Origin of the sequence: Mesorhizobium sp. M1307 (assembly GCF_040318155.1) — a bacterium.
Lineage (GTDB): Bacteria > Pseudomonadota > Alphaproteobacteria > Rhizobiales > Rhizobiaceae > Mesorhizobium.
The window spans coordinates 82,856-96,654 of record NZ_JAMYLR010000007.1; the positions used below are offsets into that span (position 1 = coordinate 82,856).

The following is a 13,799-nucleotide window of genomic DNA, read 5'->3' on the forward strand; positions in this document are numbered from 1 at the left end:
TTGACTAGGCGCCGCAGCGTACCGCTTTCGATTAGCTCTTGTTGCTTTTGTCGCGCTGGAAATTCTTCCGAGCCAGCCACAGCCTTCGCGCGAGCGCTGACGGGGTTTCCGGTTCCGATTTCTGATTAGTCGGCCTTGCAACTCTTGCCCCCTTTCGCACGGGAGTGGGTAGAGCATGGCGCTTGACGCTTTCTTTGTAGGCATCGAGATCGGCTTCGTCGACCAGAACGGGGCGGCCAGACAAGTAGGCCAGTTTGCCGGATTGCCTAAGACGTTTGACCTTCGAAACCGAGCACCGGAGCAGTTTGGCAACTTCGACTTGGGTTAAGAGCCTTTGAGCCGACACCGGCGCCCCTCCATAGGTGTATGCGGGAAGAGTGGTTATAAAATCTTGTTCAGTCAAGTTGTGCTTATCAATACCGGAGTTGATTTTGTCGATTGCAAGTATAAGATAAAATCAACTCTTACTTGTCGCACCTTTGTATTGACTAAATTGCGCGATCGGTTCAATGTGAATTTGGCCCGAAAAGCCAGGAGTACAATCAGGTTCTTTTCATCGTCCGGGGTTCGTTGCCATGTCCAGGAGGGAAACCTCTAAAGACAACGAGGGTCTTTGCTTCGACCTTTTCGGCCCCGGACACTAAAGGAAACGCCGCCCGAAAAGCGGCAAGGAGAAGCAATGGCCGTCATCTATGATTTCAACACCAGCAAGCCGATCGCTGATAGCGACGTCGCGAAATTTGAAATTCTGAGCTGGGATGATCCGATCGTCCGTAACATGGTGCACGAAGGGGAGCGCGTTCTTGTCGACGGCCTCGTGCCGGCGGCTATTGCCCTGGAAATGAAGGCGCTGTGCGATCGGTACAACGCCCAGATCGCGAGCTCGTACCGGCACTAGTGCGGGCCTGTCGGAACCGTGAAAAAGGGGTGCCAAGCGGGGCCCCTTCTCTTTTGCGCCTCGGCCTCTTGCGAGGCCGATTCTACTGCATTGGCTGGTGCAATCTTAATTTCTGTCGGCAGCGGCCGCCGAAAGGACTTTTTGGACCGTCGCTTTGCTGAAGGCGACTTGCGCCGCGACTTTGCGGATGCTCAACCCGCTGGCGTTCAGCCTCACGATCTCGGCCTTGACTTCGGGGGTTACCGCGGCGGGGCGTCCGCCGGTCCTCCCCTCAGCCTTGGCCTTCGCGATGCCTTCCATCTGCCGCTCTTTGCGAAGTGCCGTCTCAAACTCGGCGATGCTGGCGAGGATTCCGAAGACCAGCTTGCCCGTCCGTGTGGTCGTATCAAGCGAGGCATCATCCAGCACCTTGAAGCCAACACTCTTTGCATTCAGCCCCTCGACGATCTCGTGAAGGTGCCCCGCCGATCTAGCTAAGCGGTCCAGCTTAGTCACCACGAGTGTGTCGCCTTCGCGTACGTATTCGATGCACCTAGCCAATTCTGGCCGCTCACGGTCGAGCCCCGATTGCTTCTCGTTGAACACCTTGGTCGCACCCGCTGCCTTCAGCCGCTCGACCTGTGTATCGTAGTCCTGCCCTGTCGAGCTAACCCTAGCGTACCCGATCACCTTGCCGTCCATTGCTGTACCTTTTCCTCTAGGAGAGTCGTGGTCACACCGTTAGTGGACGCTAAGTGTACAGTCAATAGGATAGTGGCCAAAAAGTGTACTTTATGTACGGGGCGGTGGCCGAGCATGGCGGGGGTGCTATGGGCCCGGCCTCGGCCTCGCTCGCCGGCTCGGGGCCGGGTCACCCCCCGGATCACACCCAATTGCATCGCCGAAACCTCGGCGACATGCCGCTGAAATTTTCGATTTTCCCGAACTTTTGGACATCCTGTCAGGTCTCGCGAACTCCGCGAAAGCATCTGATTGGACTGGTCATCGGCACCCAAATCGGGTAATTTAAGAACTGCCGGAAAAACCGCGAAACTCGGGCAGTCGCTCCACCCCGTCGAGTGTGTCAACGCTCGACAAGTTCGAAACCCCCAACAGCAGCGCCGCCAGGCGCGTGGGGTCTTTGACGCTGGAGCTTCCGGTGACGCCTCAACCCAATGCCGACGTATCGCTCGACACCATTCGCCAACACGTCACCAACGCGGTCGGGTGTCTGCATCTTATCAACACGACACAGATGGCCCCCGAGTATCTCGCGGCGTGGGCGCTTCAGGAAATCTTTATGGCGGCGGTTGGCGGCGCCGATCTGACGGCAATTGCGCCCGAGACTTCACAGGGGGCGCGCCGCCTGCTGCGCGAAGTCGCTCCCGCCGTCGATGCATCGGTGAAAGGCAAGATCCTGTCTGAACGCCTGTATTTTTCCCTGGGCGTCGGATCTGGATTGCTCGCGGCCGGCGACGACCCCTTTCGTGCAGATCGGCTAGATTATGCCGGTCTCATGGCCGCCGAGTTGCGCGCCATTGCACATCGACGAAATCTGAATTCTCGCGGGTTTCCGCTGCTGCATGACGCCCATGTTCAACACGCGTGGGCGGCGCCGCGCGACGAAACAATCGACAAGCATTAGGAGGCGGCCTTGCCGGTGAAATCTTCGCAATTTTTCAACAATCAGCAGTTCGCACAGGCGGCTTCAAACCTCGCTTCGCTGTTCGAACCCCCGAGCGGCGCGGACGCTGCCGGGTGGGCCACGGCCAATGCCAAGAAAGAGGCGGCCAGCCGGCTTGCTGAATACTACGACTATCGGAACAACCCCGATTTTGATCAGCAAACGTTCGATCGGATGGGCGTGGCCGCAGGCGCCTATCAGCCGAATCAGAGCTATTACAGCGTCGACCAGGACAACGCCGCCAAGCGCTACGGCTACGACACGCAAGCGGCCGCGTCGCGCGCCAACAACGCCGATGACAACGCTCGTGCGCTTCAAACGAATTCGGCCGACAACAGCCGTGCGCTCGAGACGAACAAACTTACCGAGCTCGGCAAGCTCTACCAGCCGCTAAACGAAGGCCAAGTTCGCCCGGACCTGCCCACCGACGTCGCCGGCCAGTTCGGCGTCGGCCACGAACTGCCGGCTGCGCAGGGCCGCGAGAAAGCTCGATCTGAAACGGAGGTCCAGGGCGATCTCGTCGAGAAGATGCGTCAAGCCGGCCTGATCACCGATGGCATGATCGTCGACCGCTACGTTGGCGACAAAACGCCCGTTGAGGCTATCGGCCCAGACGGAAAACCCCGCTACATGGCGCCAGGCGCCGCGGTGCGCACCGGCGCCGCGCCGTACGACGCGCCAAAGGGCGCGGGCATGACCACGACGCTGCCGGATGGCACGATCATCCAGATGGGTGGATCAGGCGGAAAGCCGACGGACGCGCAACTGAAGAGCGCCTATGCCGGCACGATGTCCACGGCGCCTACGATCGATTTGTTGTCGGCGTACGACAATGGCAATTTGCCGAATGCCACGGACTACCAGATGTTCGGCCTCAAGAAGATCGCCCCTGACGCCTTCGCGCCGGCGATCAACAGCGGCATGTCTGACAAGGGCCAGATTTTCTACCAGAATCTCTCGACCGTGCTCCCGTACCAATTGATGGCGCAGTCCGGCCAGGCTGTCACCGAGCAGGAGTACACACGCAAGCTGCGCGAGTTGGTCCCGGTTCCCGGCGAGGCCAGGGAAGTGACAGCCGCCAAACGCCGAACGCTGGAAACATACCTCCAGGCCGTCGCCAATTACGCCGGCAAGGATGGCGCGCCCATTATGGATGCGCTCACCCAATATCGATCGGGTTCAGCGAAAGCCAATTCGACGAGCGGCGCTACCACGACCCCTTCGGCATCGCCAAGCCGACTACGCTTCGATGAGAATGGAAATCCGCTATGACGAAGGAAGCAGAACTCTACGACGGCACGGTTCTGGAGTTTCCGGACACGACGCCCGACGATGTCATTCAGCGTGTCGCCAAGCAGCAGACCGCGGCCCGACGCGGCTCCGCAGCGCCGCCACCCGCCGGCAACAACATCGAAAGCCTGATTCGCGGTACGGAGCAGGCGCCCGAACAGCCAATCTCTACCGCTAAGGACGTCGCCTTGTCGGCTGGGTCCGGCATCCCGCGCGGCTTGGCCGAAACCGTCATGTTCCCGGTCACGCTGAGCCGCATGGTCGAAGGCGGCGGAAACTGGCTCTACAACAAAGCCGAGAACGGCGTCCGCTATGCCATCGGCGCCGACCCGCTGTCTGAAGAAGAACTGGCACGCCGTGCTGAAAAGGTCGATTCGTCGCCCGCTTACGCGGCGGAGGATCGCGTGCGCCAGTTTATGGACGAAAACCTTCACAAGCCGCAGACGACGCCAGGTGAGTACGCCGGTACGATCGCCGAATTTGCCGCGCCGGGCGGTGTGCCAAGCAAAGGTGCGCGCCTCGCCGAGACGGGCCTGGGCGCGCTTCGCAAGTACGGTTCGGAGTTTGTCGGCAACGTCGTTGCCCCGGCGATCGTGTCTGAAACTGCCGGTCAGGCGACGGAAGGTAGCGAATACGAAGGCTTGTCACGCTTTCTCGGCGCAGCCTTTGGCAACGCGGCCACGGCCGGTCTTCGTGTCCATAACGCTCCTGAAAATGTCGTCCGTCGCGCGACCGGAAACGTCACTGAACAGCAGTGGCAGCGCGCCCGTGATCTCCAGAACAACAGGACCGGCGTGGCGTTGTCCGGCCCCGAAGCAATCAGCCAGGCCACCAACGGGGCAAGTGCACTTCCCACCGTCCAACGCGTCGTCGAAGGCTCGACCGACGGCGGGGCACGCATGGGGCCGTTCTATGCGCGACGCCCCGGCCAGGTCGACGCCGCAGTCGGCAGCACGCTGGACCAGATCGCCCCGCAGCATCCGAATCCGTCGACGTTGGGGCAGAGCGCTGCCGTCGCTGCCGAAAGCGCCATCGCCAACACGCCGCAGGGCCAGGCGCTTGCTGACGCTGTCCACGCGGCCGGCCCACGCACTACAGCGATGCAGGCCGGCGAAGAAATACAGGGTGCGCTGCGTCGCATCTTCGACCGCCGCGACGGCATGCGCGACGCGCTCGCCGATCGAGACTATACCGCAGCGCGCGCCGCCCGGCCTGCTGTAGACGTGGGCGGTCTTCAGCCTGAAACGGTAGCCGCCGAGCGCCCGGTCTATTCGATCCGCCCAACTGCTGCCGACGAGGCCACTGGCGAAGCAGCGGCGATGGTCCCGCAGCGCGTTGACACGCCGCCGCAGCCGATCGCACTGGAAAGCCGCACCGGCGCCGACGCCGTTCAGGTCGATCCGCGGCCGGCTCTTCGGTACATCGACGATGCCTTGGTGAACGCTCGGGGCACTACCGCCGATGCGCTCGCGACCGTGCGCGGCAACATCATCGGGCCAAATGGCGCTGACACCGGCGTAACAGGGCTCGACAATCTGCGCGGAAACATCAATGGGATGATCTCGCGCGCTGTGCAGGAAGGCGACGGCCAGACCGCTGAAGCGCTTCGCGCTGTTCAAGGCCATCTCGACCAGGCGCTCGAAAGCGTGCCCGAGTACGCCGCCGCTCGCCAGGGTTATCGCGCGGCAAGTGTGCCGCTTCGGCCTTTTGAGAATTCGGCCGTCGCCGACGTCATCCGGCGCGACCAGTACAATCGCGACTTTGCCACCCCGCCCGAGAATGTGCCCGGAACGATCGGCGCGGGTGGTCCGACAGCAGCGCGCGAGTTCAACAGCGTTGCGCCGACGGATGCGCGCATTGCCTTCGAAAACCATCTGGCGACGCAAATTCTCGACAAGGTTACGGATGCGAGTGGCCGTGTGAACGGCGACAGCTTGGCGATCGCGGTACGCGACAACGAGGACATGCTTTCGCAGTATCCGGCAGTCGCCGAGCGACTGCAGCAGATCGTCGGCGCTAACGCTAACATGGCACCGGTACGCGCGGCCCCCTTGGGCCAGGTGGCGGCTGCAAAGGACACTGTGGCTGCCGGCAATGCCATCCTGCCCCACGATCCTCTCACCGGCTCGGCTGGTGAAGCTGGCGATGCCGTACGCCGGCTGGCGGCCGAAGATCCTGCGATGACAGCAGCACTTGTGCGCCAGAACCTAGCCGACCGCCACACGAAGGCGTCGACCGACACGCAGGAAGGTACTCACGAATATTCCGGCGCCAAGTTTCGCAAAGATGTCGCGGGCAACGACACGCGGAAGGAAGTGCTCGACGCAGTGCTACGATCCCTTCCTGACGACAAAGCCTCATTGTCGATGCCAGAGCTTCTGGACGTGCTCCAGGCGACCGGCCGTCGAAAGCAGATCGGAAGCCCTACCGAATTCAACCGCAGTCTCAACGCCGATCTCGGCGACGCCTCGCCGGTGGCCCGTGCAGTTGCCGTGGCAACTTCGCTTGGCCGGTCGTTGTTCACCAACGCGGGTGACGCCGTTAAGCGCAAAGCCATGCGCGACGGTCTGGGCACGCTGGCCGACATGTTCATCGCGCCGAACTCGGTCGACCTGATCCGCAATGCCAGGAACCGGACCGGTGGCGCAATCGCTGCCGATGCTGCAGCTCGCACGGCATTGGAGAGCGGCGGGGTTATCTACGACCCCGCCGGGCAGCGTTGATGCGCTCGTTCTCGACGATCCACCGGTTCTCGCTACGCGGGGCGAAGCGCATGTCGCTCACCGGCGCTGAAACCGAGGGACACTTTCGACCTGCGGTTGGCCGCCTTTCAGGCGTATGATTCAGTAGGTGGCAAATGGGTCCTTTTGAGCCGGAGCCGCAACATCTCCAGCAAACGGATCGCTTCCACCTCCATTCTTCCGCCCGAGGTATGCGTCAACTTGGTTTTGGCAGTTACCCATCTCCAGAAGAGCTGCGTTGGAACCGCGCAAGCTCAAATTCAGGATCTGATTTCCATTAAAAAACACGCGAAGGGAGTGCTTTCGCATCAGTTGGTCAACAAATGCCGTCTGGTTTGTTCCGAAGATAAGCGCAGGCATCGAGCCAAAGCGATAGCCGGTCGCGGGCGAACGCCAGCCGGTCTCGTTATCAATCTGCAGCGTCAGATCGTAGTCTTTACCAGCTTCTATTGAGGTCCAATTCGAGTTTGCTAAAGCCACATAAAGACCAGATTTGGAATCCGGCGCCTCGAAGCCAATCCTGAATGTTGTATTATCTTGATACAGAGTAGCGATAAAACATTGATACTTAGTAGTCTTATCGATGTAGACCGCCCAAGTACCTACGTTTTTCCATAGGGCCGTCTCCAGATTGGAGTCGGACATCGCTTCTGTCGTCGAACTAAGCACCAATCCTGCGACACTCAAAGCAACAATGTGCGAGAACATCACCGCCTCCCCTAATCCCATCAGCATGATCGCGCGTTTTGGGAGTTGTGTCGAGTGTTTAGCGGGTCCGATCTACGGCATGGTTAGCAGGAGTGCCGTGTTGGTTGACTCTATGCATTCCCGGACAAATGAACTATAAACACATCGTCGGAACCGCGCAGAACTCGGGCATCTGCACCAACCGCTTCGGATCCCACCGGGGCTGACGTCAACGGTCTTCCAATCAGCATCTGAAACCCTGTCGTGCGGAGCGCTGCTCCTGCGCCGCGATGCTATCTGGAAGCGACGTTCTGGTGCATCAAATGGCTGCTCCCGAAAAGCCCGTCATCGATTTCAGCTACCAGTACTACCTTCCCTACGGCACGCAGCTTGACAATGATCTTGCCGAACTCGTCACCAGCATCGACGAGACGATCGACGCTTTGGCCGACGTACGCCGCAGTGACGGCGCGCTGCCGAACGAAAAGGTCACGGTCGACAGCCTTTCCCCTTCCGTCCTGGCGTTGCTGCGCGGCGACGGCCCAACCGGACCCACAGGGGCGACCGGCCCGACTGGTGTCGGGGCCACCGGCCCTACAGGGCCGACTGGCATCACCGGTGCTACCGGCGCCACGGGCGTTGTCGGAGCGACCGGCGTTGGCGAGCCAGGTCCGACCGGCGTCACCGGAGCAACCGGTCCGTCAGGTCCAACCGGCGTCGTCGGCGCAACCGGTCCTGCTGGCGGCCCGACCGGCGCGACGGGTGTCGCAGGCCCGACTGGACTTACGGGTGCAACAGGTCCAACTGGCGTGACCGGAGCAACGGGCGTGACCGGGAACGTCGGGGCTACTGGACCGACTGGCGTTACGGGACCGACCGGCGTTACGGGACCGACCGGCATCACCGGTGCAACCGGCGTGACTGGTGCGACGGGGCCAAGCGGCAGCCCTCTGCCTCGGATTGCCAGTACCGCCAGTTCGGCGACGCCTACGCCGGATTCGACCAATACCGATGAATATATTTTGACCGCGCAGGCGGCCGCTGCGGCTTTCGGTGCGCCGACCGGCACGCCAGCTAACGGCCAGAAACTGATCATTCGCATCAAGGACAACGGCACCGCCCGCGCCTTGACGTGGGATGCCATTTATCGGGCAGGAACCGATGTCGCACTGCCCGCAACAACCGTCCTCAGCAAGACCATGTATCTCGGCTTTATCTACAACACGACTGATACGAAGTGGGACTTGGTCGCGAAGGTGAATAATATCTGATGCCGTACTCCCAGACGATTGCACTCACTTCTGGCACATCCTGGGTTGTCCCTGGGGACTGGAACAGCGCCGATAACCAGATCGTGGTTATCGGTGGCGGTGGCGGTGGCGGTGGCGGTGCGTTCGGCGGCGGCGGCGGCGGCGGCGGCGGTGGCGCCTGCTGCTTCAAGACTAATTATGCCCTGAGCGGGGCCGGGCCCATCTCTTACGCGCTTGGTGACGCCGGTGCGGCGGGTTCGGCGGGTGGAGACACCACGTTCGATGCCAGCGACTTCATCGCCAAAGGCGGCACGGCTGGCGCCAGCGCGACGACAGCGGCAGGCACCGGCGGCACCGCGGCAGCGTCGACGGTCCCCGCCGGCGGTTCGAAATTCAACGGCGGCAACGGCGGTACGGGTGAGTCCGCCGGGTCTAAGCGTGGCGCGGGCGGTGGCGGTGCCGGGGGCACGAATGGAGCCGGTAACACTGGCGTCACCCCGGCTTCAGGCGGCACCGGTGGATCCGGCGATGCGGGGTCAGGTGGCGCGGGCGGCACATTTACTAACCCAGGGGGCGTTGGTGGTGCCGGTAGCGAATTCTCCATTACCGCAGGCGGCTCGGCTGGCTCTGGCGGTGGCGGCGGTGGTGCGTCAGGCAATTCAGGCGGCGGCGCTGGCGGGAACTATGGCGCTGGCGGCGGCGGGCGAGGAAATGGTCTAGGCACCAGCGGCGCTGGCACCGGCGGCCTTATCATCATTCAGTATAATCCGGCGGTTTCGACCGACACGTCTGGCATGTTTCTGATGTTTTAACCGATAGCCACCATTGGCCGTGACGACGGCAACGGTCAGTTCCGTGGGAGCTTGTGAATCTCCAGTCTGACCGGACCGCCTCTGTCGCAGCTTGTGCAGAACAGAGCCCGCTCGACCGTGCTGAACAGCGCATCCTTGCCATAACGCCGGACCAGACCGGCCGGCTTCACCTCGGCATGATGCGAACAGTTTTTGCACCAGGCACGCAGCTTGTGCCATTCGCGCAGATCGCCAAGAGACACGTCGAGCCCGGCATGCACGCTGCCTTCCACTATCGCTTGCGGTGGCACCATGGGCTCGCCTGGCGTGATAATCTTTTCCATCACATGCCGGCTGTTGTAGTGGATCAGCAGCATCCCCGGCCGGCGCCGAATGGCGGCTTGCCATGCGGCTTGGCTGACGCTTGAATCCGGCGATCGACAGATGGTTTCGACAAGGGCCTTTTCCTCCCGATCCCAAACCTCGATCCGGAAATTGTCCTCCGCAGTTTTTGCCATAGCTTCGCCGGCCAGCGTCCATTTTGGCGCTTCGCCATCGCTCCTTCCCGCCTCAGGTTGAAACAGAAATAAGGAACATTTTCCTCTCTGGTCAAGGCGCTCTTGACAATTTTGTTCTCATTCCGTTCACTGTCTCCAAAGATCGCAAAAAGAAGCCCTGCGTGCCGCACTGAAACCCGTCCCGATGAGCGATGAACCTATCCGCCTGCCGGATGCAATAGAGCCCGTCACGCGGCCTGGCGTTCAGCACCATAGGTGCGAGCATCCCGGCTGTGGCAAGGATGCAGGATGGGGATTCGCCAAGCCGCGGCAGCCATCGCACTGGTTCTGCTTTGAACACCGTTCTGATGGCGAAGCATATCTCTAGGAGCGTGGGAAAGGATGATCAGAGCGCCGAAACGACAGAATGAGTATGTCGACCGGGAGATCGACTGCCAGGAGGCGATGGAACCGGGCTTTCAGGTGATCGTCGATTGCATGCTCGAGGCGGGATGGACGCGCGGGGAGATCATGCGGTCGTTGAAGCGGCTCATCGCGGCCGACAACATGACCCAGAAGGAAAATGCCAAGGTCGAGGCACAGCTCGCCATCGCTCGGGCCATGATGCGTGCCGGCCGGCCTTGACGATCGCAGGACGGGCGCCAGTATCCTGGCGATGGATGACAACCACATCTACGGGGAAAGAACTGGCCTGCAGCTCGTTCGCATGGCGATCGAACTCACCTGTCCAGCCGGCGTTCTGCCGAGCGAGGAGGCAGTGAACCTGCTCTATGGGCCGCTGCCGGTGCATGAGGGCGAGGCGCTGGCAAAGGCGATTATTGAGACGGTTGAGAGGCTGACGCGCGAGTAGGCTGCTATGCCACCCACGCGTTATGCGCGCTCTAGTCGTCGGGGCGCCTGAGAACTCTGAAATCGCCCGAACGTGCGCTTGGCTCTGCATCATAATCCTTTGCCATGAGCCCGCGTTGGAGCAACGCCCGTACTGCCTCAGCACGGTTCGGCAGTCTGTTCTCAAACCGCCAAGCATCCAGGACAGCGAGTTCCTCGGCATTGAGCATGAACTGCAGACGATATGTTCGCTTGAGGGCATCCATTTTTTCAGTTCTCTCAACGTCGGCAAACAGTTTCTGGGTCAGTTCGCTCACCGAGACGACGTCTGTGCCGACGGTATCCGGCAGGTGTTCTGCCATCCATTTGTCGAGGAAGTTTATCCCGCGTGTGCTCATATCGCCACAAGCTGGGAGATGGCGTTAAGTTCCTGCGACATCTCAACTATCCTCCTCGCTGAAACCCAACAGGGAGGCATGACGTATATATTTGTGCTCGCCCCGAAGGTGCTTGATCCGCAGCTTCACGCCTGGCCCAACCCACTGCGTTGCCGGTCGCTTCTTGACGCCCTGCGGAGGTTGGCCGGCATGTTCCTTGACCCGCTTCCACAGCCGCTCCTTCATGTCACGCCCCAACGAGATGAAGGCTGAACCGACATACTTTCCGGTGTCGGGATGCGCGAGCAAGGCGAACGCCGCCTTGCCCGGCTCGCGCTCGACGCCCAGCAGTTCGTATTCCTGGACCGTGAAGCTCTTCGTCTTCAGCCAATTCGAAGTCGGGCCGCTTCGATACGGGCTGTCGGCCAGCTTGGAGACAATCCCCTCTAGCCCCGCTTGGTCGGCGAGATAGAAGATCGCCTTCGGGTCGCCTGGTAGAGCCTCGCTGAACTGGATAGTGCTGTTCGGCTTAATGATGCTGTAGAGCATCTCGCGGCGCGCTTTGCAGCCGATGTCGCGCAGATCGTGGCCGTTCAGATGCAGAATATCGAACGCGCCGAGGATCATCGCGTAGGGATCGCTGTGCACGGCCTTCTGCAGCGCGTCGAAGTCGGGCAGCCCGGCCTTGTTGGTGACCACCGCCTCGCCCTCGAAGATCGCGTTTTCGACGTCGAGCTCGCGCGCGGCTTCAACGAGGCCGGTATATTTGCTCGTCCAGTCCGCACCGCTCTTGGTAAAGGCGCGGATATCGTCGGGACTGTTGATGACGATCTGGGTGCGGTAGCCGTCGAGCTTGATCTCGTGAATCCAGTGTTCACCCTCGGGCGGCTTGGCGACCAGCTTTGGCTCCATAGGCGGAATGAACTCGAGGCGGCCGCCGCCGGTACTTACAATTTTACGCACCCAGTGAATACTAGGTACAAAGCTTATATTAGCCAGAGTGAACGGAACGTGATTCCGCATGGCTGTCGCAACGAAAGTAGCTTGCCAGCGTTGCCATTGATCCAAAGAAGGAGCAATCCGGATGGCCGACGACAAGCGCAAACGAGATTTCCGCGACCGCAACCGCGTCTCGGCGGACGAAGATTATGAGGTCGAATATTTCGCGACGGAGAATGGCATTACGCCGGAGCAGGTCCGGGAATTAATCAAAGCGACCGGCAATGACCGCGCCGCTTTGACAGCGGCTGCGAAGCAACTGAGGACCGTTCTGGAAGGAGGCCCGCTGATCGCCAGATAGTTGGACATTCCCGATGGCGAGGGGCTTTGTTGACGGACTTTTGATCTTTCATCACTCCGCCCCGCCAGCATGGCGCCAGCCTTCGTTCGCTGTTCGCGCAGCTTTGCAGTTTTCTCTTCCCTGGCCGCCCTAAATGCAAAAAACCGGCCGCGCTTTTCGGGTGGGCTCTGGTCCGACACTCAATGGAGGCAGCGTGCCTACCGCCCCAGCGGACGCTTGGAGGCCAAAACAAGGTTGTCCTCGTCCTCTATGCCGGCCATGAAATTTGCGATTATCCGCGATGCGAGAGCTTCACGTTCGTGATCAGATTGAGCGTTGACCTTCAGTCGATCGAACACGCGGCCGAGTAGGGCAATTTCGGACGGGGTGAAAACACCAGCTCGCTCAGCGGTTCGACGAATCGGCATGACACGGCCCCCTTCCTTGCGCAGGTAATCCTATTCAGAAACCCCAGCAAAAACAAAGCCCGCCGCGCTGTTGGGCACGGCGGACAATCAAGCGCTGACACCAAGCTTAGGGACTTCGGGGGTTGGGCTTGCTTGGCGCCAGATCGTGGGGAGAAGTTAGGCGAATCAGCTATAACGCGTCCACCAACCGACGGTGGGGAAGGCTATTGCAGAGCCGGGGGGCTGGCTACCCACAGAAGCAGCGCAATGCCGATCCCGTAGGGAACCAGAACGACCGCCAGCGCTACCCAAAAGCCGGGCTCCGCCAACATCGCCATTTCACTGCGAAGCTCTTCCATCGCGTGTTTCCAAGGAGGGTGTGTTTTCAGCCTTCCGCCGCTGCTCCCGTAGCCGAGCCGTCTTTGCGTCTCGGGCCGCGCGCTCAATATCAATTAATGACCGTGCAGCATCTGTCGTGCGCTGCTCTCTCTCATCTCTTTGCGTCCAAGTAGCCAAGCGTCGCTCCCTAAAGTGCATGCCGCCGACCTGGCGGCACGGTGCTGCTTGATCGAACCATGGTCGCAGGCGAGTGTTCCAACTGACCGCAAAAAATCCCGCCGCACTGCCAAGGCGGCGGGACCGATCAAGCGCCTTTGCACCAGGCGGGGTGGGCGGGGTCGGGCTTGCCCGGTGCCGGGCGGACCGTAAGGCAACTCTAGAAGCAACAGTGGCAAAGCGTCTACCAACGGCGAAGGACGGAAATCGGCCGCCCACAGATCAGGGTCCCGGGCAGCTAATCGCTGGCAACCAGACGGTAACGGAAGTGATTGCGGATGTGATCGTTGAAGTAGCGACCCTTCGCGAAGGCGGCTCGGAATTCGGCGTAAGTGTCCTGCGGCACGTCCTCGAATTCGTACCGTTTGCCGCTAGCGGCGAACCACACCGAGAGAGTTTTGCTGTCCGGGTCGTATTCCGTTTTGCGTATGGAGGTGGACGGCATGACGACGGCTCGATCAAAAGCAGTTAACGCTCGGAGAGGTCGGCGCGTCCCTGGTCAGTGCGGTGCGCCG

General features: G+C 61.0%; 18 protein-coding genes. 9 read left to right on the forward strand and 9 right to left on the reverse strand.

The genetic code is table 11. The annotated features are described in order from the left end of the window. Positions 1 to 31: 31 nt before the first annotated feature. Complete coding sequence (locus NKH16_RS11335) at positions 32 to 346, reverse strand: helix-turn-helix domain-containing protein (protein ID WP_352899525.1); 315 nt, start codon at positions 344 to 346, stop codon at positions 32 to 34. 333 nt (positions 347 to 679) lie between these two features. Between NKH16_RS11335 and NKH16_RS11340 the strand changes: the two genes are divergently transcribed. Next, entirely contained in the window at positions 680 to 898 is a 219-nt protein-coding gene (locus NKH16_RS11340) for a hypothetical protein (protein ID WP_352899360.1), read from the forward strand. A gap of 105 nt (positions 899 to 1,003) precedes the next feature. Here NKH16_RS11340 and NKH16_RS11345 read toward each other — a convergent pair whose 3' ends face one another. Then, positions 1,004 to 1,579 carry a recombinase family protein gene (locus NKH16_RS11345; RefSeq protein ID WP_352899363.1) on the reverse strand — a complete coding sequence of 192 codons (576 nt, stop codon included), beginning with the start codon at positions 1,577 to 1,579 and terminating at the stop codon, positions 1,004 to 1,006. Positions 1,580 to 2,018: 439 nt separating this feature from the next. On the opposite strand from NKH16_RS11345, the gene NKH16_RS11350 reads away from it, so the two are divergent. Genes NKH16_RS11350 through NKH16_RS11360 form a run of 3 tightly spaced genes read left to right on the forward strand, consistent with a single transcriptional unit; the run spans position 2,019 to position 6,574 of the window. Beyond that, complete coding sequence (locus NKH16_RS11350) at positions 2,019 to 2,522, forward strand: hypothetical protein (RefSeq protein ID WP_352899365.1); 504 nt, start codon at positions 2,019 to 2,021, stop codon at positions 2,520 to 2,522. A gap of 9 nt (positions 2,523 to 2,531) precedes the next feature. Next, a complete protein-coding gene (locus NKH16_RS11355) occupies positions 2,532 to 3,833 on the forward strand; it encodes a hypothetical protein (RefSeq protein WP_352899367.1) in 1,302 nt (433 codons plus the stop codon). Next, positions 3,830 to 6,574, forward strand: coding sequence for a hypothetical protein (locus tag NKH16_RS11360; RefSeq protein ID WP_352899370.1), 2,745 nt, complete (start codon positions 3,830 to 3,832; stop codon positions 6,572 to 6,574). Before NKH16_RS11355 ends, NKH16_RS11360 begins: the two co-directional genes overlap by 4 nt. A 120-nt stretch (positions 6,575 to 6,694) precedes the next feature. On the opposite strand, the gene NKH16_RS11365 is transcribed toward NKH16_RS11360, so the two are convergent. Continuing rightward, entirely contained in the window at positions 6,695 to 7,300 is a 606-nt protein-coding gene (locus NKH16_RS11365; protein ID WP_352899372.1) for a DUF1176 domain-containing protein, read from the reverse strand. Between the two features lie 302 nt (positions 7,301 to 7,602). Between NKH16_RS11365 and NKH16_RS11370 the strand changes: the two genes are divergently transcribed. Then, entirely contained in the window at positions 7,603 to 8,550 is a 948-nt protein-coding gene (locus NKH16_RS11370; protein ID WP_352899375.1) for a collagen-like domain-containing protein, read from the forward strand. Beyond that, the gene (locus NKH16_RS11375) at positions 8,550 to 9,341 is read left to right on the forward strand and encodes a glycine-rich domain-containing protein (RefSeq protein ID WP_352899376.1); all 792 of its coding nucleotides are present in this window, start codon (positions 8,550 to 8,552) and stop codon (positions 9,339 to 9,341) included. Before NKH16_RS11370 ends, NKH16_RS11375 begins: the two co-directional genes overlap by 1 nt. A 35-nt stretch (positions 9,342 to 9,376) precedes the next feature. Here NKH16_RS11375 and NKH16_RS11380 read toward each other — a convergent pair whose 3' ends face one another. Next, positions 9,377 to 9,697, reverse strand: a complete 321-nt coding sequence (locus NKH16_RS11380) for a hypothetical protein (protein ID WP_352899379.1) — start codon at positions 9,695 to 9,697, stop codon at positions 9,377 to 9,379. Between the two features lie 522 nt (positions 9,698 to 10,219). Between NKH16_RS11380 and NKH16_RS11385 the strand changes: the two genes are divergently transcribed. Together NKH16_RS11385 and NKH16_RS11390 are read left to right on the forward strand one after the other, a co-directional pair. Further along, positions 10,220 to 10,462, forward strand: a complete 243-nt coding sequence (locus NKH16_RS11385) for a hypothetical protein (protein ID WP_352899382.1) — start codon at positions 10,220 to 10,222, stop codon at positions 10,460 to 10,462. After that, complete coding sequence (locus NKH16_RS11390; protein WP_502911689.1) at positions 10,446 to 10,688, forward strand: hypothetical protein; 243 nt, start codon at positions 10,446 to 10,448, stop codon at positions 10,686 to 10,688. The genes NKH16_RS11385 and NKH16_RS11390 overlap by 17 nt, the downstream gene beginning before the upstream one ends. Before the next feature lie 31 nt (positions 10,689 to 10,719). On the opposite strand, the gene NKH16_RS11395 is transcribed toward NKH16_RS11390, so the two are convergent. After that, positions 10,720 to 11,028 carry a hypothetical protein gene (locus tag NKH16_RS11395; protein WP_352899385.1) on the reverse strand — a complete coding sequence of 103 codons (309 nt, stop codon included), beginning with the start codon at positions 11,026 to 11,028 and terminating at the stop codon, positions 10,720 to 10,722. Between the two features lie 78 nt (positions 11,029 to 11,106). Continuing rightward, on the reverse strand, positions 11,107 to 12,141 hold the full coding sequence (locus NKH16_RS11400) for an ATP-dependent DNA ligase (RefSeq protein WP_352899387.1): 1,035 nt from the start codon (positions 12,139 to 12,141) through the stop codon (positions 11,107 to 11,109). Here NKH16_RS11400 and NKH16_RS11405 point away from each other — a divergent pair. Then, on the forward strand, positions 12,128 to 12,343 hold the full coding sequence (locus NKH16_RS11405) for a DUF3606 domain-containing protein (RefSeq protein ID WP_352851440.1): 216 nt from the start codon (positions 12,128 to 12,130) through the stop codon (positions 12,341 to 12,343). The genes NKH16_RS11400 and NKH16_RS11405 overlap by 14 nt on opposite strands. Before the next feature lie 197 nt (positions 12,344 to 12,540). Here the strand turns inward: NKH16_RS11405 and NKH16_RS11410 are convergent, their stop codons facing one another. The 3 genes from NKH16_RS11410 to NKH16_RS11420 all read right to left on the reverse strand — a co-directional run bounded on the left by NKH16_RS11410 (position 12,541) and on the right by NKH16_RS11420 (position 13,729). After that, on the reverse strand, positions 12,541 to 12,750 hold the full coding sequence (locus NKH16_RS11410) for a hypothetical protein (protein ID WP_352899390.1): 210 nt from the start codon (positions 12,748 to 12,750) through the stop codon (positions 12,541 to 12,543). 203 nt (positions 12,751 to 12,953) lie between these two features. Next, positions 12,954 to 13,088: a hypothetical protein gene (locus NKH16_RS11415; RefSeq protein ID WP_352899393.1), complete on the reverse strand. Its 135-nt coding sequence runs from the start codon at positions 13,086 to 13,088 to the stop codon at positions 12,954 to 12,956. 434 nt (positions 13,089 to 13,522) lie between these two features. Then, entirely contained in the window at positions 13,523 to 13,729 is a 207-nt protein-coding gene (locus tag NKH16_RS11420; protein WP_352899397.1) for a KTSC domain-containing protein, read from the reverse strand. Positions 13,730 to 13,799: the final 70 nt, after the last annotated feature.

Coding starts and splice junctions, on each gene's coding strand:
- NKH16_RS11370 (WP_352899375.1), top strand. CDS start 7,603: ATGGCTGCTCCCGAAAAGCCCGTCATCGATTTCAGCTACCAGTACTAC.
- NKH16_RS11345 (WP_352899363.1), bottom strand. CDS start 1,579: ATGGACGGCAAGGTGATCGGGTACGCTAGGGTTAGCTCGACAGGGCAG.
- NKH16_RS11415 (WP_352899393.1), bottom strand. CDS start 13,088: ATGGAAGAGCTTCGCAGTGAAATGGCGATGTTGGCGGAGCCCGGCTTT.
- NKH16_RS11360 (WP_352899370.1), top strand. CDS start 3,830: ATGACGAAGGAAGCAGAACTCTACGACGGCACGGTTCTGGAGTTTCCG.
- NKH16_RS11380 (WP_352899379.1), bottom strand. CDS start 9,697: ATGCTGCTGATCCACTACAACAGCCGGCATGTGATGGAAAAGATTATC.
- NKH16_RS11385 (WP_352899382.1), top strand. CDS start 10,220: ATGATCAGAGCGCCGAAACGACAGAATGAGTATGTCGACCGGGAGATC.
- NKH16_RS11365 (WP_352899372.1), bottom strand. CDS start 7,300: ATGTTCTCGCACATTGTTGCTTTGAGTGTCGCAGGATTGGTGCTTAGT.
- NKH16_RS11410 (WP_352899390.1), bottom strand. CDS start 12,750: ATGCCGATTCGTCGAACCGCTGAGCGAGCTGGTGTTTTCACCCCGTCC.
- NKH16_RS11395 (WP_352899385.1), bottom strand. CDS start 11,028: ATGGCAGAACACCTGCCGGATACCGTCGGCACAGACGTCGTCTCGGTG.
- NKH16_RS11375 (WP_352899376.1), top strand. CDS start 8,550: ATGCCGTACTCCCAGACGATTGCACTCACTTCTGGCACATCCTGGGTT.
- NKH16_RS11420 (WP_352899397.1), bottom strand. CDS start 13,729: ATGCCGTCCACCTCCATACGCAAAACGGAATACGACCCGGACAGCAAA.
- NKH16_RS11340 (WP_352899360.1), top strand. CDS start 680: ATGGCCGTCATCTATGATTTCAACACCAGCAAGCCGATCGCTGATAGC.
- NKH16_RS11405 (WP_352851440.1), top strand. CDS start 12,128: ATGGCCGACGACAAGCGCAAACGAGATTTCCGCGACCGCAACCGCGTC.